This window comes from Stenotrophomonas sp. 14P6.2.3 (assembly GCF_057799055.1).
Genome location: NZ_JBYOLA010000019.1, coordinates 1 through 23,061 on the forward strand (window position 1 = coordinate 1; position 23,061 = coordinate 23,061).

Annotated in this window: 17 protein-coding genes; 11 read left to right on the forward strand and 6 right to left on the reverse strand. The window is 66.9% G+C overall.

What is annotated here, in order from left to right; genetic code table 11:
• Positions 1-21: 21 nt before the first annotated feature.
• Complete coding sequence (locus AC27VL_RS14620; RefSeq protein WP_100553807.1) at positions 22-1,341, reverse strand: M20 family metallopeptidase; 1,320 nt, start codon at positions 1,339-1,341, stop codon at positions 22-24.
• Positions 1,342-1,527: 186 nt separating this feature from the next.
• Here AC27VL_RS14620 and AC27VL_RS14625 point away from each other — a divergent pair, with 186 nt between their 5' ends.
• From AC27VL_RS14625 to AC27VL_RS14670, 10 genes are all read left to right on the forward strand, one after another.
• Positions 1,528-2,766: an efflux RND transporter periplasmic adaptor subunit gene (locus AC27VL_RS14625; RefSeq protein WP_089237326.1), complete on the forward strand. Its 1,239-nt coding sequence runs from the start codon at positions 1,528-1,530 to the stop codon at positions 2,764-2,766.
• Between the two features lie 74 nt (positions 2,767-2,840).
• Positions 2,841-6,074, forward strand: coding sequence for an efflux RND transporter permease subunit (locus AC27VL_RS14630; RefSeq protein ID WP_100553808.1), 3,234 nt, complete (start codon positions 2,841-2,843; stop codon positions 6,072-6,074).
• A gap of 31 nt (positions 6,075-6,105) precedes the next feature.
• Positions 6,106-9,228: an efflux RND transporter permease subunit gene (locus tag AC27VL_RS14635; protein WP_488767108.1), complete on the forward strand. Its 3,123-nt coding sequence runs from the start codon at positions 6,106-6,108 to the stop codon at positions 9,226-9,228.
• Positions 9,229-9,477: 249 nt separating this feature from the next.
• Positions 9,478-11,535 (forward strand): TonB-dependent siderophore receptor, encoded by a 2,058-nt coding sequence (locus AC27VL_RS14640; protein WP_488767109.1) that lies wholly within the window; start codon positions 9,478-9,480, stop codon positions 11,533-11,535.
• 183 nt (positions 11,536-11,718) lie between these two features.
• Positions 11,719-13,893, forward strand: coding sequence for a YccS family putative transporter (gene yccS, locus AC27VL_RS14645; RefSeq protein ID WP_488767111.1), 2,175 nt, complete (start codon positions 11,719-11,721; stop codon positions 13,891-13,893).
• Between the two features lie 129 nt (positions 13,894-14,022).
• Positions 14,023-14,820, forward strand: coding sequence for an SDR family NAD(P)-dependent oxidoreductase (locus tag AC27VL_RS14650; protein WP_191077720.1), 798 nt, complete (start codon positions 14,023-14,025; stop codon positions 14,818-14,820).
• A gap of 145 nt (positions 14,821-14,965) precedes the next feature.
• The gene (locus tag AC27VL_RS14655) at positions 14,966-16,855 is read left to right on the forward strand and encodes an MFS transporter (protein ID WP_488767113.1); all 1,890 of its coding nucleotides are present in this window, start codon (positions 14,966-14,968) and stop codon (positions 16,853-16,855) included.
• A 195-nt stretch (positions 16,856-17,050) separates the two neighbouring features.
• Positions 17,051-17,338 (forward strand): CD225/dispanin family protein, encoded by a 288-nt coding sequence (locus AC27VL_RS14660; protein WP_488767115.1) that lies wholly within the window; start codon positions 17,051-17,053, stop codon positions 17,336-17,338.
• Positions 17,339-17,371: 33 nt separating this feature from the next.
• The gene (locus AC27VL_RS14665; protein ID WP_100462178.1) at positions 17,372-17,656 is read left to right on the forward strand and encodes a CD225/dispanin family protein; all 285 of its coding nucleotides are present in this window, start codon (positions 17,372-17,374) and stop codon (positions 17,654-17,656) included.
• 43 nt (positions 17,657-17,699) lie between these two features.
• Positions 17,700-18,125: a DUF2752 domain-containing protein gene (locus AC27VL_RS14670; RefSeq protein WP_488767117.1), complete on the forward strand. Its 426-nt coding sequence runs from the start codon at positions 17,700-17,702 to the stop codon at positions 18,123-18,125.
• Between the two features lie 440 nt (positions 18,126-18,565).
• Here AC27VL_RS14670 and ampE read toward each other — a convergent pair whose 3' ends face one another.
• The 5 genes from ampE to AC27VL_RS14695 form a co-directional block, all read right to left on the reverse strand.
• Positions 18,566-19,453, reverse strand: a complete 888-nt coding sequence (gene ampE / locus AC27VL_RS14675; RefSeq protein ID WP_488767119.1) for a regulatory signaling modulator protein AmpE — start codon at positions 19,451-19,453, stop codon at positions 18,566-18,568.
• 94 nt (positions 19,454-19,547) lie between these two features.
• On the reverse strand, positions 19,548-20,480 hold the full coding sequence (gene nudC / locus AC27VL_RS14680) for an NAD(+) diphosphatase (RefSeq protein ID WP_089237348.1): 933 nt from the start codon (positions 20,478-20,480) through the stop codon (positions 19,548-19,550).
• Positions 20,481-20,622: 142 nt separating this feature from the next.
• Positions 20,623-21,015: an iron-sulfur cluster insertion protein ErpA gene (gene erpA, locus AC27VL_RS14685; protein WP_025874631.1), complete on the reverse strand. Its 393-nt coding sequence runs from the start codon at positions 21,013-21,015 to the stop codon at positions 20,623-20,625.
• Positions 21,016-21,046: 31 nt separating this feature from the next.
• Positions 21,047-21,511: a bactofilin family protein gene (locus AC27VL_RS14690; protein WP_089237350.1), complete on the reverse strand. Its 465-nt coding sequence runs from the start codon at positions 21,509-21,511 to the stop codon at positions 21,047-21,049.
• Between the two features lie 4 nt (positions 21,512-21,515).
• Positions 21,516-22,259: a DUF6776 family protein gene (locus tag AC27VL_RS14695; RefSeq protein WP_089237352.1), complete on the reverse strand. Its 744-nt coding sequence runs from the start codon at positions 22,257-22,259 to the stop codon at positions 21,516-21,518.
• A gap of 178 nt (positions 22,260-22,437) precedes the next feature.
• Here AC27VL_RS14695 and AC27VL_RS14700 point away from each other — a divergent pair, with 178 nt between their 5' ends.
• Positions 22,438-23,055 (forward strand): DUF4126 domain-containing protein, encoded by a 618-nt coding sequence (locus tag AC27VL_RS14700; protein ID WP_100553815.1) that lies wholly within the window; start codon positions 22,438-22,440, stop codon positions 23,053-23,055.
• Positions 23,056-23,061 lie beyond the last annotated feature (6 nt).

Consider the following 23,061-nt stretch of genomic DNA (forward strand, 5'->3'; position numbering starts at 1 on the left):
TGCAAGCCCTGCCGGTAACCCTTAACCAGCCGGGGTGCCGCCGCCGTGCAGGTAATCCAGACTCACCTGCAGCAACGCACGGAATCCGACATCCAGCGCTTTCTCATCCAGCAGGAACTTCGGCGAATGATTGGCCGGCGCCGTCGCCGGGTCGATGCCCACGCTGGTGGAGCCGACGAAGAAGAACATGCCCGGCACTTCCTTGGCGTACAGCGAGAAATCCTCCGCGCCCATCTGCAGCGGCGGCTCGTACACGTTGTCCTTGCCCACCACCGCCTGCAGGCTTGGCAGCATCTTCGCGGTCAACGCCGGGTCGTTCACCGTGGCCGGGTTGCCTTCCGATTCGTAGATGTCGGTCACCGCCTTGGCCCCGTGCGCGGCAGCCGTGTGATCGGCCACGTTGCGCAGGTCGGCGAAGATCTGCTGGCGCATGCCTTCGTCGAAGGTGCGGATGGTGCCGACCATCTCCACTTCATCGGGAATGATGTTGTAGCGGATGCCGCCGTTGATCGCGCCGAAGGTCAGCACCGCCGGCTGCTTGGAGAGGTTGGCGCGGCGGCTGACGATGGTCTGTGCGGTGCCGATCAGATCGGCAGTGGCCACAATCGGGTCGACGCCGTTCCACGGTGCCGAGCCATGCGTCTGGCGGCCGATCACCTTGATGCCGAAACGATCGGACGCGGCCATCAGCGGGCCACCGCGCACCGCGATCTGCCCTGCCTGCACGCTGGAGAACACATGCAGGCCGAATACGGCTTCCGGCTTGAAGTCGGCAAACAGGCCTTCCTTCAGCATCAGCGCTGCACCGCCCTCTTCCGGCGGCGGCGCACCTTCCTCGGACGGCTGGAAGATCAGCATCACCTGGCCCGGCAGGTCCTTCTTCATCGCCACCAGCGCTTCGGCCACGCCCAGCAGGGTGGCGGTGTGCGCGTCATGGCCACAGGCGTGCATCACGCCTACGGTCTGCCCTCGGTACTGCGCGGTGGCCTTGGAGGCGAACGGCAGACCGGTCTGCTCAGTCACCGGCAGTGCGTCCATGTCCGCACGCAGGGCGATCTTCGGGCCGGGCTTGCCGCCTTCAATGATCGCCACCACGCCGTGGTGGGCGATGCCGGTCTTCGGCTTCAGGCCCATCGCACGCAGGCGCTTGGCGACCTCGGCGGAGGTGCGCTCCTCGCGGTTGGACAGTTCCGGGTGCTGATGGAAATCGCGTCGCCATTCAACCACTTTGGCCTGCAGGCGCTGCGCGGCGGCGGTCACTTCCGGGCGCTGGGCGTCCTCGGCATGGGCAAGGGCCGGCAGGGCCAGCAGCAGGGCGGACAGCAGCAACGAACGGCGCATCTCGATCTCCACGGAAGGGGTCTGCACCTGAATGTAGGGCAACCTCGCCGCTACGGGAACCTCCACCGTCGCCCACCGGTCTGAGCGCCCGTCCCATCCGTCATGCAGGAAACCCGGTGGGCCACAGGTATGCTTTGCGCATTGCCACCCGGGGTGCCACCCCGTCCAGCCCTCTTGGAGTCTTGAATGTCACGTGTTTGGAAGATCGTGCTGCTGGTCGTGGCGGTACTGGTGCTGGCCGTGGTCGGCCTGCGCGTACTCGGTGGCGGCAAGGACAAGGCCGCGGGGCAGGAAGCAGGCGCCCGTGAGGGTGGTGAAGATCCCGATGCCGGCCCGGTGCCGGTAACCGTGGTCGATGCCGTACGCCAGGACGTGCCGGTGTATGCCAGCGCGCTGGGCACGGTAACCGCGATGAACACCGTGACCGTCAGCCCGCAGGTGGGCGGCCAGCTGATGAGCCTCAATTTCCGCGAAGGCCAGGAAGTGAAGAAGGGCGACGTGCTGGCGGTGATCGACCCGCGCACCGCCCAGGCCAGCTATGACCAGGCCGTCGCTTCCAAGCGCCAGAACGAGGCCCTGCTGGCCACCGCGCGCTCGAACTACCAGCGCTCGAACGCGCCGGAGTACCGCCAGTTCGTGGCCAAGACCGATCTGGATACACAACGAAACCAGGTGGCACAGTACGAAAGCGCGGTGGCCGCCAATGAAGCGAGCATGCGCTCGGCGCAGGTGCAACTGCAGTACACCCGGGTCACCGCACCGATCACCGGTATCGCCGGCATCCGCGCGGTCGACGCCGGCAATGTGGTCAACGCCGGCACCGCACTGGTCACCCTGACCCAGATCCATCCGATCCACGTGCTGTTCAACCTGCCCGAGCGCCAGCTCGGCGACGTGCGCCAGGCGCAGGCTGCCGGCAGCGTGCCGGTCGCCGCGCTGGACCGCGCCGATTCGCACGTGCTCAGCGGCGACGGCAAGCTGGATGTGGTCGACAACCTGATCAGCGCCGACAGCGGTACTTTCAAGGCGCGCGCGGTGTTCGACAACACCGACAACGGCCTGTGGCCGGGCCAGTTCGTCAATGTGCGCATGCAGTTGCGCACCATCGGCGGCGGCGTGGTGATCCCGACCCAGGCGGTACTGCGTGGCCCGGACGGCGAGTACGTCTATGTCGTGCAGGGCGACAACACGGTGAAGATGCAGACCGTGCGCAGTGGCGTGGAAGTGGGCGACAGCCAGGTGCAGGTCGCCGAAGGCCTGAAAGGCGGCGAGCGCGTGGTCAGCGAAGGCCAGTTCCGCCTGAAGCCGGGCAGCAAGGTGACCGCGCTGAAGCCGGGCGAAACGCCGGCCGCACCGACCGAGGCCGAACTGAAGGCCGCCGAACAGAAGAGTGGCGGCGGCCGCCGCGGTGGTGGCCCGCGCTGAGCGCAGGCCCCTGCTCTTCCCCGCGCCGGCGATCCCGCCGGCGCTGCCATTGATGTGCCAGCAAGGATCAGTCCGTGGGCTTTTCGACGATCTTCATCCGCCGCCCGATTGCCACCTCGCTGTTGATGGCGGGCTTGTTGCTCCTGGGCATCCTCGGTTACCGCAAGCTGCCGGTGTCGGCGCTGCCGGAAATCGATGCGCCCAGCCTGGTGGTGACCACCCAGTACCCCGGTGCCAACGCCACCACCATGGCCTCGCTGGTGACCACGCCGCTGGAGCGCCAGTTCGGGCAGATCTCCGGGCTGGAACTGATGACCTCCGATTCCTCGGCGGGGTTGTCCACGATCATCCTGCAGTTCTCGATGGACCGCGACATCGACATCGCCGCACAGGACGTGCAGGCGGCGATCCGCCAGGCCACCCTGCCCTCGTCGCTGCCGTACCAGCCGGTCTACAACCGGGTGAACCCGGCCGACGCGGCCATCGTCACCCTCAAGCTGACCTCCGATACGCGGCCGCTGCGCGACGTCAACAACTACGCTGACTCGATCCTCGCCCAGCGCCTGTCGCAGGTGCAGGGCGTGGGCCTGGTGTCGATCGCCGGCAACGTGCGTCCGGCCGTGCGCATCCAGGTCAACCCGGCGCAGCTGTCCAACATGGGCCTGACCCTGGAAGAGCTGCGCAGCGCGCTCACCCAGGCCAACGTCAATGCGCCGAAGGGCTCGTTGAACGGCAAGACCCAGTCCTACAGCATCGGCACCAACGACCAGCTGGCCAGCGCCGCCGAGTACCGCGACACCATCATCAGCTACAAGAACGGCCGCCCGGTGCGACTGTCCGACGTGGCCGAAGTGATCGATGGCGTGGAGAATGACCAGCTGGCCGCGTGGGCCGATGGCAAGCCGGCGGTGCTGCTGGAAGTGCGCCGCCAGCCCGGCGCCAACATCGTGCAGACCGTCGAGCGCATCCGCGCGCTGCTGCCGCAGCTGCAGGGCGTGCTGCCGGCCGACGTGCACCTGGAAGTGTTCTCCGACCGCACCGAAACCATCCGCGCGTCGGTGCATGAGGTGCAGTTCACCCTGATCCTGACCATCGGTCTGGTGGTGGCGGTGATCTTCGTGTTCCTGCGCCGGTTCTGGGCCACGATCATTCCCTCGGTGGCGGTGCCGTTGTCGCTGGCCGGCACCTTCGCGGTGATGGCCTTCACCGGCATGTCGCTGGACAACCTCTCGCTGATGGCGCTGGTGGTGGCCACCGGCTTCGTGGTCGACGATGCGATCGTGATGATCGAGAACATCGTGCGCTACATCGAACAAGGCAAGAGTGGCAAGGAAGCGGCCGAGATCGGTGCGCGCCAGATCGGCTTCACCGTGCTGTCGCTGACGGTTTCGCTGGTAGCGGTGTTCCTGCCGCTGCTGCTGATGCCCGGCGTCACCGGCCGCCTGTTCCACGAGTTCGCCTGGGTGCTGAGCATCGCGGTGGTGCTGTCGATGCTGATCTCGCTGACGCTCACCCCGATGATGTGTGCCTACCTGCTCAAGCCCGATGCGCTGCCCGAGGGCGAGGACGCGCACGAGCGTGCCGCCGCAGCCGGCAAGCAGAACCTGTGGACGCGCACCGTCGGCCTGTACGAGCGCAGCCTGGACTGGGTGCTGGAACACCAGCCCCTCACCCTGGCCGTGGCCGCTGCCGCGCTGGTACTGACCGTGCTGCTGTACGTGCTGATCCCCAAGGGCCTGCTGCCCGAACAGGACACCGGCCTGATCACCGCCGTGGTCCAGGCCGACCAGAACATCGCGTTCCCGCAGATGGAGCAGCGCACCAAGCAGGTTGCCGAGGCGCTGCGCAAGGACGCGGACGTGACCGGCGTGTCAGCCTTCATCGGCGCCGGCAGCATGAATCCCACGCTCAACCAGGGCCAGCTGTCGATCGTGCTGAAAGAGCGCGGCGAGCGCGATGGACTGGATGACATCCTGCCGCGCCTGCAGAAGTCCGTCGCCGGCATTCCCGGCGTGGCGCTGTACCTGAAGCCGGTACAGGACGTGACCCTGGATACCCGCGTGGCCGCCACCGAATACCAGTACTCGCTGTCGGACGTGGACAGCGCCGAAGTTGCACTGCAGGCCAACCGCCTGACCCAGGCACTGCGCCAGCGCCCGGAACTGGCCGACGTCGACAACAACCTGTCCAACCAGGGCCGCGCACTGGAACTGAACATCGACCGCGACAAGGCCAGCGTGCTGGGCGTGCCGATGCAGACCATCGACGACACGCTCTACGATGCGTTCGGCCAGCGCCAGATCTCGACCATCTTCACCGAGCTCAACCAGTACCGCGTGGTACTGGAAGTGGCACCGCAGTTCCGCACCAGCACCGCGCTGATGGAACAGCTCGCCGTTGCCTCCAATGGCGCCGGCGCACTGACCGGCACCAACGCCACCAGCTTCGGCCAGGTCACTTCGTCCAACTCGTCCACCGCCACCGGTATCGGTGCGCAGAACACCGGCATCACCGTCGGTGCGGGCAGTATCATCCCGCTGTCGGCGCTGGCCGAGGCCAAGGTGTCCAGCGCGCCGCTGCTGGTCAGCCACCAGCAGCAGCTGCCTGCGGTGACGGTGTCGTTCAACGTCGCCCCGGGTTATTCGCTGTCCGATGCGGTCAAGGCCATCGAAGAGACCAAGGCCAGCCTGGACATGCCGGCGCACGTGCATGCGCAGTTCATCGGCAAGGCCGCCGAATTCACCGGCAGCCAGACCGACGTGGTGTGGCTGCTGCTGGCGTCGCTGGTGGTGATCTACATCGTGCTGGGCGTGCTCTACGAGAGCTACATCCACCCGATCACGATCATCTCGACCCTGCCGCCGGCCGGCGTCGGTGCGCTGCTGGCACTGATGGTCTGTGGCCTGAGCCTGTCGGTGGACGGCATCGTCGGCATCGTGCTGCTGATCGGCATCGTCAAGAAGAACGGCATCATGATGGTCGACTTCGCCATCGAGGCGCGGCGCACCGGCGCCAACGCGCGCGAGGCCATCCGCCGCGCCTGCCTGCTGCGCTTCCGCCCGATCATGATGACCACCGCAGCGGCCATGCTCGGCGCGTTGCCGCTGGCGCTGGGCACCGGCATCGGCTCGGAACTGCGTCGCCCGCTGGGCATCGCCATCGTCGGCGGCCTGCTGTTGTCGCAGCTGGTGACGCTGTACACCACGCCGGTGATCTACCTGTACATGGAGCGCTTCTCGGAATGGCTTGCACGTCGCCGTGAACAGCGCGCGCTGCGCGATGGCACGGTGCAGGAGCCGCAGGCATGACCCTGGCCCCGCACCTCCGGCGGGCCGCACGATGAATCTGTCCGGCCCCTTCATCCGCCGTCCGATCGGCACTGCCCTGCTGGCCATCGGCTTGTTCATGGTCGGCGTGATCTGTTACCTGCGGCTCGGCGTGTCGGCGCTGCCGAACATCGAGATCCCGGTGATCTTCGTGCACGCCAGCCAGTCCGGCGCGGACGCGGCAACCATGGCCTCCACGGTGACCGCGCCGCTGGAGCGCCACCTCGGCCAGCTGCCGGGCATCGACCGCATGCGCTCGTCGAGTTCGGAAGGCAGCTCGCTGGTGTTCATGATCTTCCAGAGCGACCGCGACATCGATTCAGCCGCGCTGGACGTACAGACGGCGATCAATTCGGCGCAGGCCGACCTGCCCTCGGGCATGGGCTCGCCGATGTACCAGAAGGCGAACCCGAACGACGACCCGGTGATCGCCATCGCGCTGACGTCACAGACGCAGTCCGCCGATGAGCTGTACAACGTCGCCGACTCGCTGCTGGCCCAGCGCATCCGCCAGATCGGCGGCGTCGCCTCGGTGGATATCGCCGGTGCCTCGACGCCGGCGGTGCGGGTGGACGTCAACCTTCGCCTGATGAACGCGCTGGGACTGACCGCCGACGACCTGCGCAATGCCGTGCGTGCGGCCAACGTGACCTCGCCCACCGGCTTCCTCAGCGATGGCAACACCACCACGGCGATCATCGCCAACGATTCGGTCGCACGCGCGGCCGACTTCGCCGATCTGGTGGTCAAGACCCAGGGCGATGGCCGGGTGATCCGCCTTAAGGACATCGCCAACGTCTACGACGGCCAGCAGGATGCCTACCAGGCCGCGTGGTTCGACCACAAACCGGCCGTGGTGATGTATGTGTTCACCCGTGCCGGCGCCAACATCGTCGAGACCGTGGACCGGGTGAAAGCGCAGATTCCCGCCTTGCGCGATTACCTGCAGCCGGGCACCACGATGACGCCCTACTTCGACCGCACCCCGACCATCCGTTCGTCGCTGCATGAAGTGCAGATCACCCTGCTGATCAGCCTGGCGATGGTGGTGCTGACGATGGCGCTGTTCCTGCGCCGGTTGGCGCCGACGTTGATCGCTGCGGTCACCGTGCCGCTGTCACTGGCCGGTGCCGCGCTGGTGATGTACGTGATGGGTTTCACCCTGAACAACCTGAGCCTGCTGGCGCTGGTGATCGCGATCGGCTTCGTGGTCGACGATGCGATCGTGGTGATCGAGAACATCATGCGCCACCTCGACGAGGGCATGCCGCGGATGCAGGCGGCCTTCGCCGGTGCGCGCGAAATCGGCTTCACCATCGTCTCGATCACCGCCTCGCTGGTGGCGGTGTTCATCCCGCTGCTGTTCGCCAGCGGCATGATGGGCGCGTTCTTCCGCGAGTTCACCGTGACCCTGGTGGCGGCGATCGTGGTTTCGATGGTCGTTTCGCTGACGCTGACCCCGGCGCTGTGCAGCCGCTTCCTCAGCGCACACGACCACAAGGCGGCACCATCGCGCTTCGGCCGCTGGCTTGATGCCGGTCACGAGCGGATGCTGCGCATCTACACCGTGTTCCTTGATTTCTCGCTGCGCCATGCGCTGCTGCTGTCGTTGACGCCGTTGATCCTGATCGGCGTCACCATCTTCCTGTTCGGTGCGGTGAAGAAGGGCGCGTTCCCGCCGCAGGACACCGGCCTGATCTGGGGCCGCGCCAACTCCAGTGCGACGGTGTCCTTCGAGGACATGGTCAGCCGCCAGCGGCGCATCACCGACATGCTGATGGCCGACCCGGCGGTGAAGACCGTGGGCGTACGCCTGGGCAGTGGCCGCCAGGGCTCCAGCGCGCAGTTCAACGTCGAACTGAAGTCGCGCAAGGAAGGCCGCCGCGAAACCACCGCACATGCACTGGCACGACTGAGTGCGAAGGCCGACCGTTACCCGGACCTGCAGCTGCGCCTGCGCGCGATCCAGGACCTGCCCAGCAATGATGGTGGTGGCAACAGCCAGGGCGCGCAGTACCGCGTCTCGCTGCAGGGCAACGACCTGGCCGCGCTGCAGGAATGGCTGCCCAAGCTGCAGGCGGCGTTGAAGAAGAATCCGAAGCTGCGCGATGTCGGCACCGACGTCGACAATGCCGGTCTGCGCCAGAACATCGAGATCGACCGTGCCAAGGCCGCGCGCCTGGGCATCACGGTCGGCGCCATCGACGGTGCGCTGTACGGCGCCTTCGGCCAGCGCCAGATCTCCACCATCTACTCGGACATCAACCAGTACAGCGTGGTGGTCAACGCGCTGCCGTCGCAGACCGCCACGCCCGCGGCGCTGGACGAAGTGCATGTGCGCGCGCGCAACGGCGAGATGGTGCCGATCACCGCGGTGGCCAGACAGGCGCCGGGCCTGGCGCCCTCGCAGATCACCCATGAAAACCAGTACACGACGATGGACCTGAGTTACAACCTCGCCCCCGGCGTCAGCATGGGCGAGGCCAAGGCCATCATCGACAGCACCGTGGCCGGCATGCGCATGCCCGGCGACATCCGCCTGGCCGATGACGCGGGCTTCGGCTTCAACTCCGACCCCAGCGACATGCTGATCCTGGTGCTGGCGGCGATCCTCACCGTCTACCTGGTGCTGGGCATCCTGTACGAAAGCCTGATCCACCCGGTGACGATCCTGTCCACGCTGCCGGCAGCCGGCGTGGGTGCGTTGCTGGCGTTGTTCGGCACCAACACCGAACTGTCGGTGATCTCGATGATCGCGCTGGTGCTGCTGATCGGCATCGTCAAGAAGAACGCGATCATGATGATCGACTTCGCCTTGGTGGCGCAGCGCGAACATGGGCTGACTCCGCGCGAGGCGGCACGCGAAGCCAGCATCGTGCGTTTCCGCCCGATCATGATGACCACGATGGTGGCGATCCTGGCGGCGGTGCCGCTGGCGATCGGCCTGGGTGAAGGTTCGGAACTGCGTCGCCCGCTGGGCATTGCGATGATCGGTGGCCTGCTGTTCTCGCAGAGCCTGACCCTGCTCAGCACACCGGCGTTGTACGTGATCTTCTCGTGCCTGGCCGAGCGCTGGAAGGCGCGGCGTGCGCGCAGGCGTGAGGCAAAGCTGCTGAGGCGTGCGCAGCGGGCGTAGCAAGACCCATCCACGCATGGCGTGGATCTACTGCAACACCTGCCTCTGGTGGGTGCGGACCGTTGGTCCGCACCCCGATGGCATTTGACGCGCTGTAACGAAAAGAGAACAATTCTCATCCAGCCATGGTCCTGCGCCCCCTTGCGGCGCCCCGCTGCCGTTGCCGGCACGCCTGTGTGATCCCAGCCACCGACCTTTCCCCCCTGCATGGGCGGATGGCCCGTGGCCGCCCGCCGAGGATCTCCATCGATGTTGCCCATCCGCTCCCCCCGCCTGGCCGTGCTGGCCGTAGCGCTGTCCGCCGCCTGCACTGCACACGCCGAAGCCCCCGCCGACGCCCGTAGTGCCACCGATCTGGACGCGGTCAAGGTCATCGCCGAACGTACCCACACCGAGGCCGGCGCCCTGGGCGACCGCGCCCTGCGTGATACCCCGTTTGCGATCACCGCCGTCGGCCGTGAGCAGATCGAACAGCGCCAGGCCGTGTCGCTGGGCGAAGCCTTCCTGCTCGACCCCTCGGTCACCACGCAGGTAAGCGCCTATGCCAGCGGCTGGAGCTCTCCGATCCGCAACCGCGGCATCGACCTGAATTTCGACAGCTACCGGGTCAACGGCCTGCAGGTCTCGTCCTGGGGCACCGAATGGCCGCTGGAAGTGATGGAACAGGTCGACCTGCTGAAGGGCCCCGGCGGGTTCCTGTACGGCTTCGGCGCACCGGGCGGCATCGTCAACTACATCACCAAGAAGCCGACCGACGTACCGACCTTCTCCGCCCAGCTCGGCTGGCGCGAGCAGGGCATCGTCAGCGGCGGCATCGACGTCGGTGGCCGCTTCGGCAACGAGCAGATGTTCGGCTACCGCTTCAACGCGTACCAGGAGAAGGGCGAAACCTTCAACGGCGGCCATGTCGATCGCAAGGTCGGCGCGTTGTCGCTGGACGCGCGCCTGAGCGATGCGCTCACCTGGACCTTCGACGGCGTATTCCAGTCGCGCGACCTGCGCGAGGAATCACCGCAGTACTACTTCCGTGGCCTGACGTCGCTGCCGCGACCGATCGCCGGCGATGTCGACAACAGTGTGCCTGGCACCTACTACGACACCCGTTCCAGCCTGCTGTCCACCGCACTGAACTGGCAGATCAACAGCGACTGGAAGGCCAGCCTGAGCTATGGCGTCACCACCTCATGGAACGACGTCAACAAGATCTTTGCCTACATCGATGACCTCAACGGCGACTACGACGTCAACGTCTACGAGCTCGGCGGCAAGAGCGAGTGGAAGCTGGCGCAGGCACTGGTGCAGGGCAGCTTCGGCACCGGTCCGCTGCAGCACCAGCTGGTGGCCGGTGTCAGCCACCAGACCGGGCTGGGCTGGGACCGTCCTTACGAGTTCAACCTGATCGGCCGTGCCAACCTGTACCAGCGCCATGACATCCGCCACGATGCAGTCGGTTCGCGGGTGATGAGCCGTGGCAGCGAAACCGTGCAGAAGGCCGTGTTCGTCAGCGATACCGTCGACCTCGGCCATGGCTGGTCGGTGCTGGCCGGTTGGCGCTACAACGATTTCGAGACCAAGGGCGCGTACCACACCTATCCGGTCACCCCGACCTATGCGGTGATGTTCAAGCCCAGCGAGGCCGTCACCCTGTATGCCAGCTACATCGAGTCGCTGGAAGCCGGCGGCCGCGTCGGCAACAGCTACGTCAATGCCGGCGATGTGCTCGACCCCACCATCAGCAAGCAGTACGAGATCGGCGCCAAGGTTGAAGCGGATCGCTGGAACGCGAACGTCGCTGCCTTCCGCCTGGAGCGCGGCGCCAACATCGATCAGCTGACCGATGCAGGCAAGCGCCTGGTGCAGGATGGCATCACCCTGTACGAAGGCATCGAAGCCAGCGCCGACCTGCACCTGACCGATGCGCTGACCGTCGGCGGTGGCGTGACCTGGCTGGACCCGACCTACGACAAGCTGTCACCGGGCAGCGCGGCGCAGGAAGGCAACCGCACCGTCGGTGCAGCACGCTGGAGCGGCGCGCTGCACGCCACCTACCAGCTGCCGTGGGTGGAAGGGCTGGAGACCTATGCCGCCGTGCGCTACTACGGCGATGTCTGGTATGACGCCGACAACACCCTGAAGCTGCCCGACTACACGCTCGTCAATGCCGGCATCGGCTACCGCCTGCTGGCCTCCGGCCATCCGGTGACCCTGCGTGCCAGCGTGGAGAACCTGGCCAACCGCAGGTACTGGTCCAATGCGGGCGTCGGCCTGCCGCGCACCTTCGCGCTGAGCGTGCGGTTCGACATGTAAGCGACCGGCAAACGGTAGTGCCGGCCGCTGGCCGGCTCCTCGCACCTTCGTCCGGGCTCATGAGGAGCCGGCCGGCGGCCGGCACTACCGGGTATCGAGCGGAAAATCATCCACGCATGGCGTGGATCTACCATTTCACGCGCGGCCCGCAATAATGGAGGTCGATCCTTCCGCCGAGCCTGCATGTCCGCACGCGAATCCCGCCTCAGCCGCCTGTGGGCCCACGAGAAGGCCAGCTATGGCCTGCGGGTGTTCATTGCCCTGACAGCGGCCCTGGCCGTGTGCTGGCACCTGGATGCGCTGACCGCGCTGCCCGGCGTGTTCCTGGGCATCATCGCCAGCGCGATTGCCGAGACCGATGACAACTGGTGGGGCCGGACCAAGGCCGTGCTGCTGTCGCTGCTGTGCTTCTGCCTGGCGGCGGCCTCGGTGATCTGGCTGTTCCCCTGGCCGTGGATCTTCATCACGGCCCTGGCGCTGTCCACGTTCGGCCTGACACTGCTCGGCGCACTCGGCGAGCGCTACGCGTCCATCGCCCAGGCCACCGTCACCCTGGCCATCTACACCATGATCGGCCTGGAACAGCATGGTGCCCATGACCTGCACAGCGCGCTGGACGCGGTCAGCCACCTGCTGGCGGGTGCGGTCTGGTACGGGCTGCTGTCGATTCTGTGGACCACGCTGTTCGCCAACCGGCCGGTGCGCGAGCGCGTGGCACGCCTGTACGTGGAGCTGGGCCGTTACCTGCAGCTCAAGGCCGCTCTGTTCGAACCCGTGCGTGAGGCGGACCTGCAGCGCCGCCAGCTCGACCTGGCCGAACAGAACCGCCGCGTAGTCGGTGCGCTGAACGAGGCGAAGACGGCGATCCTGGCGCGCTTTGGCCGCTCCGGCCGGCCCGGCGTCAACTCCGGCCTGTACCTTCGCCTGTACTACATGGCACAGGATTTCCATGAGCGCGCCAGCTCCTCCCACTATCCGTACGGCGCGCTGGTCGATGCGTTCTTCCACAGCGACGTGCTGTACCGCTGCCAGCGCCTGCTCGACCTGCAGGGCCAGGCCTGTGCACGGCTGGGCGAAGCGATCCGGCTGCGCCGCCCGTTCGTCTACGGCGAGAGCAACCAGCAGGCCGGGCGCGACCTGGCCGATGCGCTGACCTACCTGCGCGACCAGCAACGTCCGCAGTGGCAGCGTCTGCTCGGCTCGCTGGACCTGCTGGTGCACAACCTGCGCAGCATCGAGCGCCGCCTGCTCGATGCCGAACGTTCCGAAGCCAGCCTGGACAACGTCGACACCCGCCTGCGCGACAGCAACCCGCACACCCTGCGCGAAATGGGCGTGCGCCTGCGCCAGCAGCTCACCCCGGGCTCGGTGCTGTTCCGCCATGGCCTGCGCATGGCGCTGGCACTGATCGCCGGTTTCGTTGCCATCCGCCTGTTCAATGCCCAGAACGGCTCGTGGGTGCTGCTGACCATCGTGTTCGTGTGCCGGCCCAGTTTCGGCGCCACCCGCCAGCGCCTGGCCCAGCGCATCGTCGGTACGCTGGCCGGCCTGGTGCTGACCTGGGCGCTGCTGCAGCTGTTCCCCCGGCTGGAGATCCAGCTGCTGATCGCGCTGCTGTCAGCACTGCTGTTCTTCTTCACCCGTTCCGACCGCTATCTGGTCGCCTCGGCCGCCATCACGGTGATGGCGCTGACCTGCTTCAACCTGATCGGCGACGGCTTCGTACTGATCGTGCCGCGCATGGTCGATACGATCCTCGGCTGCGCGATCGCAGCCGCCGCCGCGTTCCTGATCCTGCCGGACTGGCAGGGCCGACAGTTGCACCGCGTGCTGGCGCGGGTGCTGGATACCGCCGCCCGTTATCTGGAATCGGTGCTGGGTCAGTACCGCAGCGGCATGCGCGACGATCTGGCCTACCGCATCGCCCGCCGCGACATGCACAACGCCGATGCCGCACTGTCCACCGCTTTGTCGAACATGCTGCGCGAACCGGGCCATGTGCGTCGCAACCTCGATTCGGGTTTCCACTTCCTGGCGTTGTCCAACACCCTGCTTGGGCACCTGTCGGCGCTGGGTGCGCACCGCGACCAGGTCGACAGCTATGCGGGTGATCCACTGGCGCTGGCCGCTGGCGAGCGGGTGCGCAAAGCGCTGCAGCAGCTGGCGGCATTGACTGCGCAGCAACCGGTGTCGGAGGAGGACAACGACGCCGATCGTGCGGTGGCTGCGGAACTGGAACAGCTCGATGAGACGATGCCGCCGAAACTGCAGCTGATCCGCACGCAGATGGCGCTGGTGCTGCGGATGCTGCCGAAGGTGAGAGCGGCGGCGAATGGCGCGGTGCGTGGTTTGAGCTGACGGCATCCACGCATGGCGTGGATCTACGGGTGCGGCTGACGGCCGTGCAACATCGTGTTGCGTCCACGAGGGCATTCCGATCACGCCCCGGCGCCGATACTGCCGTGTCGCCCACGCAGGATCTCCCCCATGAAGATCGAACTCAACGACCGCACCGCGCTGGTCACCGCCTCCACCGCTGGCATCGGCCACGCCATCGCACAGGGGCTCGCCGCCGCCGGCGCGCAGGTCATCCTCAACGGCCGCAGCGCCGACAGCGTGGAACGCGCGCGCCAGCGCCTGCTGGCTGCCCTTCCCAAGGCCAACGTGCTGGGCGTGGCCGCCGACCTGTCCGACGCCAGCGGTGTCGACACCCTGCTGGCCGGCCTGCCGGGGAAGGTCGACATCCTGGTCAACAATGCCGGCATCTTCGGCCCGCAGGACTTCTTCGAGACCGACGATGCCACCTGGGAGCAGTACTGGCAGACCAACGTCATGTCCGGCGTGCGCCTGTCGCGCGCCCTGCTGCCGGCGATGGTCGACGCCGGCTGGGGCCGCGTGCTGTTCATCTCCTCCGAATCGGCACGCAACATTCCGGCCGACATGATCCATTACGGCGTCAGCAAGACCGCGCAGCTGTCGCTGTCGCGCGGCCTGGCCAAGCGCGTGGCCGGCAGCGGCGTCACCGTCAATGCGGTGCTGCCCGGCCCGACGTTGTCCGACGGCTTCGCAACGATGTTCGAAGAAGAACGCGCGCGTAGCGGCAAGCCGCTGGAACAGATCGGCCGTGAGTTCGTGATGGCCCATCGTCCTGCGTCGGTGATCCAGCGCGCGGCCACGGTCGAGGAAGTGGCCAACATGGTGGTCTACCTTGCCTCGCCGCAGGCGTCGGCCACCTCCGGCGCAGCGTTGCGGGTCGACGGCGGCGTGGTCGACGATATCGTCTGAGGTTCTCAGGTGTGCGGACCAACGGTCCGCACCCACCGTCCGTACCCAGGGGGTCTGAGTAGATCCACGCCATGCGTGGATGCATGCCGCCACGGTCCCGACAGATGGGCAGGAATGCTAGGCTGCGCCGGTCCAAGGAGGTTCCATGTCCGGTCACAACCAGTTCGCCCTGCTGCGCCAGCGCCGTTTCCTGCCGTTCTTCATCGTGCAGGGGTTGGGTGCCTTCAACGACAACGTGTACCGGCAGGCGATCATCGGCCTGCTGTTCTACCTCGGCGTTGCCGAGAGCGAGCGCACGCTCTACACCAACCTGGCGCCGGCGCTGTTCATCCTGCCCTACTTCCTGTTCTCCGCCCTGGCCGGGCAGATCGCGGAAAAGCTGGAGAAGTCGCGACTGATCGTGATCACCACCACCATGGAGATCGTGATCATGACGCTGGCCGCGGTGGGCTTTCTCACCGAGAGCCTGCCGGTGCTGCTGGTGGCCCTGTTCTGCACGGGCCTGCAATCCACCCTGTTCGGTCCGGTGAAGTACTCGGTGCTGCCCTCGGTACTGCGCCCGGAAGAACTGACCGGTGGCAATGGCCTGGTCGAGATGGGCACGTCGATGTCGATCCTGACCGGCATGATCGTCGGCGGCCTGGTGTTCACTCTGGCCGGCACCCATGGCCCGATCGTGGCTGCCACGGCGGTCATCGCGCTGGCGATCTGCGGCAACCTGGCCGCGCGCATGATCCCCAAGGTCGATGCCGGCGCCCCTGATCTGAAGATCAACTGGAACCCGATCCCCGAATCGCTGGCCGTGCTGCGCATGGCCAGGAAACAGAAATCGGTACGCAACGCCATCCTCGGCGTGTCCTGGTTCTGGTTCGTCGGCACCATCCTCACCGCGCAGCTGCCGTCCTATGCGGTCACCAACCTCGGTGGCGAGCCCACCCTGTACATCTTCGCGCTGGCGCTATTCTCGGTCGGCACCGGCGTCGGTTCGCTGCTGTGCGAAAAGCTGTCGGCACGCACCGTGGAGATCGGCCTGGTGCCACTGGGCGCGTTCGGCATGACCGCGTTCCTGCTGGACCTGTACTTCGCACGCGCCGGTGAAGCCACCGCGCAGGGCCTGTCGGTCACCCAGTTCGTGCACCAGGCCGGCAGCATCCGCATCATCGTCGACCTGCTCGGCATCGGCCTGTTCACCGGCTTCTTCGTGGTGCCGCTATTCGCATTGATCCAGAGCCGCACGCCGAAATCGGAGATGTCGCGCGTGTTCGCTGCGCTGAACATCCAGAACTCCGGCTTCATCGTCGCTGCGGCGGTACTCGGCCTGCTCACCCAGCGCCTGCTCGGCTGGACCATCCCGCAGCTGTTCCTGGCATTGGCCATCGCCAACGCCGTGGTGGCGATCTACATCTTCACCATCGTCCCCGAATTCCTGATGCGTTTCCTCAGCTGGGTGATGGTGCGCACGCTGTATCGCCTGCGCCCGCATGGCATCGAGGGCAACGTGCCCGATGAAGGCGCCGCACTGCTGGTCTGCAACCACGTCAGCTACATGGACGCGCTGATCCTGTCGGCGACGATTCCGCGCCCGGTGCGCTTCGTCATGTACTACAAGATCTTCAACATCCCGGTGATGCGCTGGATTTTCCGCACCGCAAAGGCGATTCCGATCGCCGGTGCGCGCGAAGATCCGGCGCTGATGCAGCGTGCGTTCGATGAAGTCGATGCCGCACTCGCCGAGGGCGAACTGGTGTGCATCTTCCCGGAAGGCGCACTGACCCGCGACGGCACGATGGCACCGTTCAAATCCGGCGTGGAAAAGATCCTCGAACGCCGCCCGGTGCCGGTGGTGCCGATGGCCCTGCGCGGCATGTGGTCGAGCATGTGGAGCCGCCGCGATACCCGGCTGGGCCGCATGCGCGTGCCGCGCCGGTTCCGGGCGACCGTAGAGGTGGTCGCGGCGCCGGCGGTGGATGGCCATTCGACCGATGCCACCTCCCTGGAAGCCCAGGTCCGTGCCCTGCGCGGCGACCTCGCCTGAGGGGACCGATCGCGCCGCAGCGTGCTCTGAAAGCCGGCGCCAAGCGCCGGCTTTTTCTTGTCCCGTCAAGCGCCGAAGGCGTCGGGATCTGGCTGTAACCGCATACATGCGTCGCAGGTTGCGGTAGATTACGCACCCACAGGGGGGAGGTTCGGCCCGTTCACACGGCCGGCCACCAAGGAATGGAGTCTTGCTTTGAATCAACCGCCACCGCTCAGCCGTCCGGTCTACATCCCCAACCATCTGGTCTGGGCGATCCTGACGACGCTGTTCTGCTGCCTGCCGTTGGGCGTGGTGTCGATCGTGTATGCCGCCCAGGTCGATGGTCGCCGCGCGGCCGGTGACCTGCCGGGGGCCTACAGCGCGTCGCGCAAGGCGGGCTGGTGGGCGGTGGCTTCGGCCGTTGCCCTGTCGGTCCTGTTGCTGTTGTGGTTCGGGCTGTTCGGCGGCTTGGCCGTGCTGGGCGCTCTATCCGACCTTTGATTCACCACCACCACCCATCGAGGAGCTTGAACCATGAACACCAGTACCCCGCAGGTCCCCAACAATCTGGTCTGGGCCATCCTGTCCACCCTGTTCTGCTGCCTGCCGGCCGGCATCGTGTCGATCGTCTACGCCGCCCAGGTCAACGGCAAGCTGGCTGCTGGCGACGTCGCCGGTGCCCGTGATTCGGCCGACAAGGCCAAGAAGTGGGCCATGTGGTCGGCCATCGCCGCCGTCGTCGTCATGGTGCTGTACTTCATCGTGATCATGGCCGTTGGCGGCCTGGGCGCCCTGAGCGGCGGCAACGGCAGCTACTGATGCCCGCGACGGGGTCCGGCCACGCGCCGGATCCCGCTCCTGCATGTCCGCACTTCCCGCTCGTTCCCGCCTGGCCCGCTGGGCCCCGCTGCTGGCCGCTTCCGGTCTGGCTGCGGGTGCCGCCGTGGCCCTGCGCCACGTCAATCCGTATGTCTCCGGCAATCCGCTGCCGGGCTGCCCGCTGTATGCACTGACCGGCTTCTACTGCCCCGGCTGCGGCAGCACGCGCTGCCTGTATTCACTGGTCCACTTCGACCTGCCCGGCGCGATGGCGATGAACCCGTTGCTGGTCATCAGCCTGCCCTTCCTGTTCCTGATGCTGCTCAACATGGCTGGCGTGCGCCCGCGCGTGCTCGATCCGCTGATGCGGGTACTGGCCAGTCCCACGTTCTGGCTGTGGCTGCTGCCGGGCTATGCCGTGCTGCGCAACCTGCCGTGGGCGCCGTTCACTGCGCTGGCTCCGGTGTAGTTTCCCGCCAACGGCGCAGCCCCTCGTGGTGGTCGTTGAAGGCAGAAGCCGTTGGGGTTGGCCGGGCGGGTGGGCTGCGCAGGGGGCGCTGCAAGTACGTCCATGTAAGCTCGGTCGCGCCATCCATGGCGCTTACGCCCCTGCGCAACCCACCCGCCCGGCCACGGACAATTTCCGTGCGCGTCCACCACGGAAAAGAAAGAAAAGATCAAAAGCGGAAGCGGATCGCTTCGCTCTGCATCCACGCATGGCGTGGATCTACCGTGTCGACCAAGGTCGACACCTACCAACAGCCGCCGGAGCCTGTCGGGGGTGGGGCAGTGTGGGGCTGCAGGGCCACATCGCCCCGCCAGACCCACAGAAATCCAGAGCCGCCGTTGCTGTTGCTGTTGCTGTTGCTTTCAGCGGGTGCAGGGCTGCAAGCCCTGCAGAAAGAACAACTAGGTCACCCAGCCCGCGATTACCAGCACGGCAAGCGCCGCCAGCCACAGCAGCAGCATCCGCCACACCAGGCTCATCGCATCACGCAGGTCGGGTAGCCGCTGCCACACCGGCAGCAGGCCGGCTTCGGTGTAATCGTGTGCATCTTCGCGCAGTTCGGCATTGACGCTGGCACGCGCCACCGCGCCCAGGAAACCAATGTCGCCGGCCAAGCGTTCACCATGCGCCTGGCGCCATGCCTTCCAGGCCGTGTCGAAGTTGCCGACCAGGGCCATCGAGAACGCCATCAACTGGGCCACCGGCCACTCGATCCAGCCCAGCAGCCGCTGCGCCAGCGCCAGCGGTTCCACCGGCACGCGCGCACGCATCGGGCTTTCCGCCATCAATGCCAGCAGGCGATAACCGAGCGCACCCACCGGGCCCAGCAGCAGGAACCAGAACAGCACCGCGAACCAGCGCCGCAGCGCGTTGAGCACGGTCGCCTCGACCAGTGAAGGAACATCCTCGCGCAGGCTGCCACCGACCGACTGCAGGTTGCGTACCGCCGCCTGCCGGGTCGGCGCGTCGTCGGCATCGATGATTGCTTCGATGTCGCGGTCCAGATCCCGCGGGCCCCAGCACCAGGCCAGCACGGCCACGCCCAGCAGCAGCGCCGGCAGGCCGAACAGCACCCCGCGCAGCAGCCAGGCGACCAGTGCCATCAGCAGCAGTGGCGGTACGATCGCCAGCGCCACGCCGGCGGCCCCCTGCCAGGCCCGACCACCGTGCGCGTCCAGCCAGCCCAGCCAGCGCCGGAAGCCGTCGAAACGGCGCAGCGACGCGGCAGCGGCCGGGGCGACATGGCCAAGGGCCAGTGCCACCAACACGGCGACCAGGGTGGTGAACATGGCAGGTCTCCCTACGAGCAAGCGTTCGGCGTCGCTACCTTACCTGTCGCAGCGCCGCCGTCAGCGGTGAACCGTACTGTAACCGGCAGCGTGTTCAGGTGGCGGCAATGCTGGCGCCGCCGGACGCCGGTTGCTGGCGGTACCAATGCTCGATCAGGCCCCGCGAAATGGAGATCGGCGGCGACAGACGGATGCCTTCACCATCGTCCTCGACGTCACGTGCGAGGGCAGCTCCCACCTCTTCGGCGCTGAACCAGCGCGCGTCTTCCAGCTCGCCGTCCACGGTCGGCACGTCGTCCTGTGCCTGCGCCCGGAAACCGACCATCAATGCACCCGGGAACGGCCAGGGCTGCGAGCCGAGGTACTGGCAGGCGGTCACCCGCACCTTGCTCTCTTCGTGTACTTCGCGCGCTACGGTCTGTTCGAAGGTCTCGCCCGGCTCGACAAAGCCGGCCAGCACCGAATAGCGGCGCGGCGCCCAGTTGGACTGGCGGCCCAGCAGCAGCCGTCCCTGGTTCTCCACCGCGACGATCACTGCCGGATCAACGCGCGGATAGTGCTCGGTCGCGCACTGCGGGCAGCGGCCGACGAAGCCACCACGGGCGAACGTCACGGCCGTGCCGCAGACCCCGCAGAAGCGGGTACGCGATTGCCAGTAGGACATGCCGCGGGCGTAGCTGAAGGCGGTCGCATCGGCCACGGTCCACAGCAGTGCGGCCTGGCGCAGATCGAGCCGGCGTGGCGCGGTGACGGTCACGCTGGCAGCTTCCACCGAGAACCACGCCTGCTCGCCACGCAGGCCGAGGAAGATCGCGACACCGGGCCCGCCACCGACATCAGCGCCGGTCAGCGCCAACGGCTGGTCGTCATCACCGGTGAAGGCGGTGCCGTCCTGGTCCAGGACAAGAATGCGCGCATCGGGCCACAGGCGCGCCAGAGCATCGGCATCTTCGCGCATGGCATCGGCGCGCTCCAACGGTTCACCCACGAAGGCAAAACCGGAAAGCGGCGAAGGAGAAGTGAGCATCCAGCTAGCCTGCCGCCAATCGATGCGGGTGGCAAGGTCGGCGCTGTGCGCAATCTGCTGTTGTGGTTGCAGCGAGGGCCATCCACGCATGGCGTGGATCTACCGAAGGCACCGCGTGGGGCGCCTGCCCCACGCCCTGCAATTACATGCTGAAACTGCTGCCGCAGCCGCAGGTGGTCTTGGCGTTCGGATTGCGGATCACGAACTGCGCACCGGTCAGGCTCTCGGTGTAATCCACCTCGGCGCCCATCAGGTACTGCAGGCTGAGCGGATCGACCAGCAGGGTGACCCCGCTGGTCTGCACCGCCAGGTCATCGCCGGCACGGTTCTCATCGAACTCGAACCCGTACTGGAAGCCCGAACAGCCGCCACCCTCGATGTACACGCGCAACGACAGGTCGGGGTTGCCCTCGTCCTGGATCAGTTCCTTGACCTTGGCCGCAGCGGCCTCGGTGAAGTTCAGCGGCCGATCCAGCGACTGGTAGTCGGGCGCAGCGGCCGGCGTGGCGCCGGGGAGGGAGACGAGCGTGTTCATGGGCTCAGCATGGGGGCGCAGGCGGTGGCTTTCAAGCCATCGCCTCGGCCAGCTTGCGGCGCGCGGCGGTGTCGCCCTTGCCGTCACCGGCGTCCTGGCTCTCCGGCGCTGGCAGGGCCTGCATCGGGGCGCTGGCATGGATCAGCCGGCCGTTCAGCTGGGCACCCGCATTCATTTCCACCACCTGGTAATGAACGTTGCCGTTGACCCGGGCACTCGGGGTCAGTTCAACCTTCTCGGTGGCATGCACGTCGCCGTCCAGACGGCCACTGATGACCACCACCTGGGCACGGATCTCGCCTTCGATCACGCCGTGCTCGGCGAGGGTCAGGGTCGCCGCGCTGGCGCCCTCCTGGGCAATCACCTTGCCGTGGATGCGACCTTCCACGTAAAGACCACCACTGAATTCCACATCGCCACGGATCACCACCTGGTTGCCGATCAGGGCATCCACCACCAGTTGGCCATCACGGCTCGATTTGCTGCTTCCGAACATCTGCCTACTCCCCTTTGCTGGCCGGTGCGCCGGCCTGTTTCCAGTCGAATACCTGCGTGGTGCCCCCCGCACCACTCCCCAATGTCACCTTCACCCGTTGCGGGGTGAAGTCAGCCGGCAGCATCACGCTGCCGGTGAGCTGCTGGAAGTACCGGAACGAGTAATCCTGTCCCGGCACCTTGCTGCGCTGGTGCAGCTCGTCCCAGCTGATGGTGGCCAGCTTGCCGTTCTTCACGCCTTCCACCGTGAAACGCATCTGCCCCTGGCTGATCGCACCCCGGTTGAGGTTCTGGGTCAGCACCACGCTGTACTGCCAGGTGCCGGCCGATTCCGGGCTGAATTCAATCGAATGGGTGTTCAGGCCCTTGCGCTGGCTGGTCGAGCCCACCAGGCGTTCGTAGAAGGCGACGTCAGCGCGCAGGCCGGCGATCTCTTCGTCGCGCTCGGCCAGCGAAGACTGCACTTCGTTGTTGGCGGCGCGGCTGATGCGGTCCGACGCTTCCAGCGTGGCCTGCTTCTGCTGCAGCTCGGTCAGCTGGGTCTGCAGGGTATCGGCGCGCTTCTCGGCAACCTGCACGCGCTGGCCCTGTTCACCGCGCGGCGCACCCAGCCAGCAGCCACCCAGCACCGCAAGCACCAGGCTCAGCAGCCAGATGCCCGCGATCACCAGCAGGCGACGGCGGTCGGCAGGTGGTTGCGGGGCACCGGGAAGGCGGACCTGCACACGCATGGGAGGGCGGTTGTTCATGGGTAGTCTCCGTGGCATCGCAGTGGCGACGCCAGTACGGCCCCTGGGGCAAACGACGGGCTAGTGTATGACAGGAACGGCAGGTTTCCCCCGTGCCGGCCGGCACCGGGCGGTGGCATTCAGCCACTCCATCGTCGATAGTGTGGCACCCCGCACAGTTCCGCCGCCGGAGCCCGCCATGACCGAAGCCCACCTGTTCGTGATCGGCATCCTGCTGGCCTGGCTGGCCGGCATCCGCGTCTACCTCACCGTATTCGGCGTCGGCATCGCCGGCCTGCTCGGCTGGGTCGACCTGCCACCGGCACTGCAGGCCACCGAATCGTGGTGGGTGCTGGGCACGTCGGCGGTGCTGGCCATCGCCGAATTCTTCGCGGACAAGATTCCCGGCGTCGATTCAGCCTGGGACCTGGTGCAGACCCTGGCGCGCGTACCCGCCGGTGCCTTCCTCGCAGCAGCGACATTGTCACCCGATGGCGACCTGGGCACCGGTGCACTGGTGGCCGGCGCGGGCGTTGCGCTGGCCAGCCACGGCCTGAAGGCCGGCACCCGCGCCCTGCTCAACACATCGCCGGAGCCGGCCAGCAACTGGGTCGCCTCGGCGGCCGAAGATACCGTGGTGATCGGCGGGCTGGCGCTCGCGCTGGCGCATCCATGGATCGCGCTGGTGGTGGTGCTGGCCTGCAGCCTGGCCGGTGCATTGCTGGTCTGGCTGGTCTGGCGCACCCTGTGGAAAAGCGTGCGCTGGTTGGCACGTGGCGGCAGCGACGACGGACAACGGCAACCCGGTACCGGCTGATCGGCG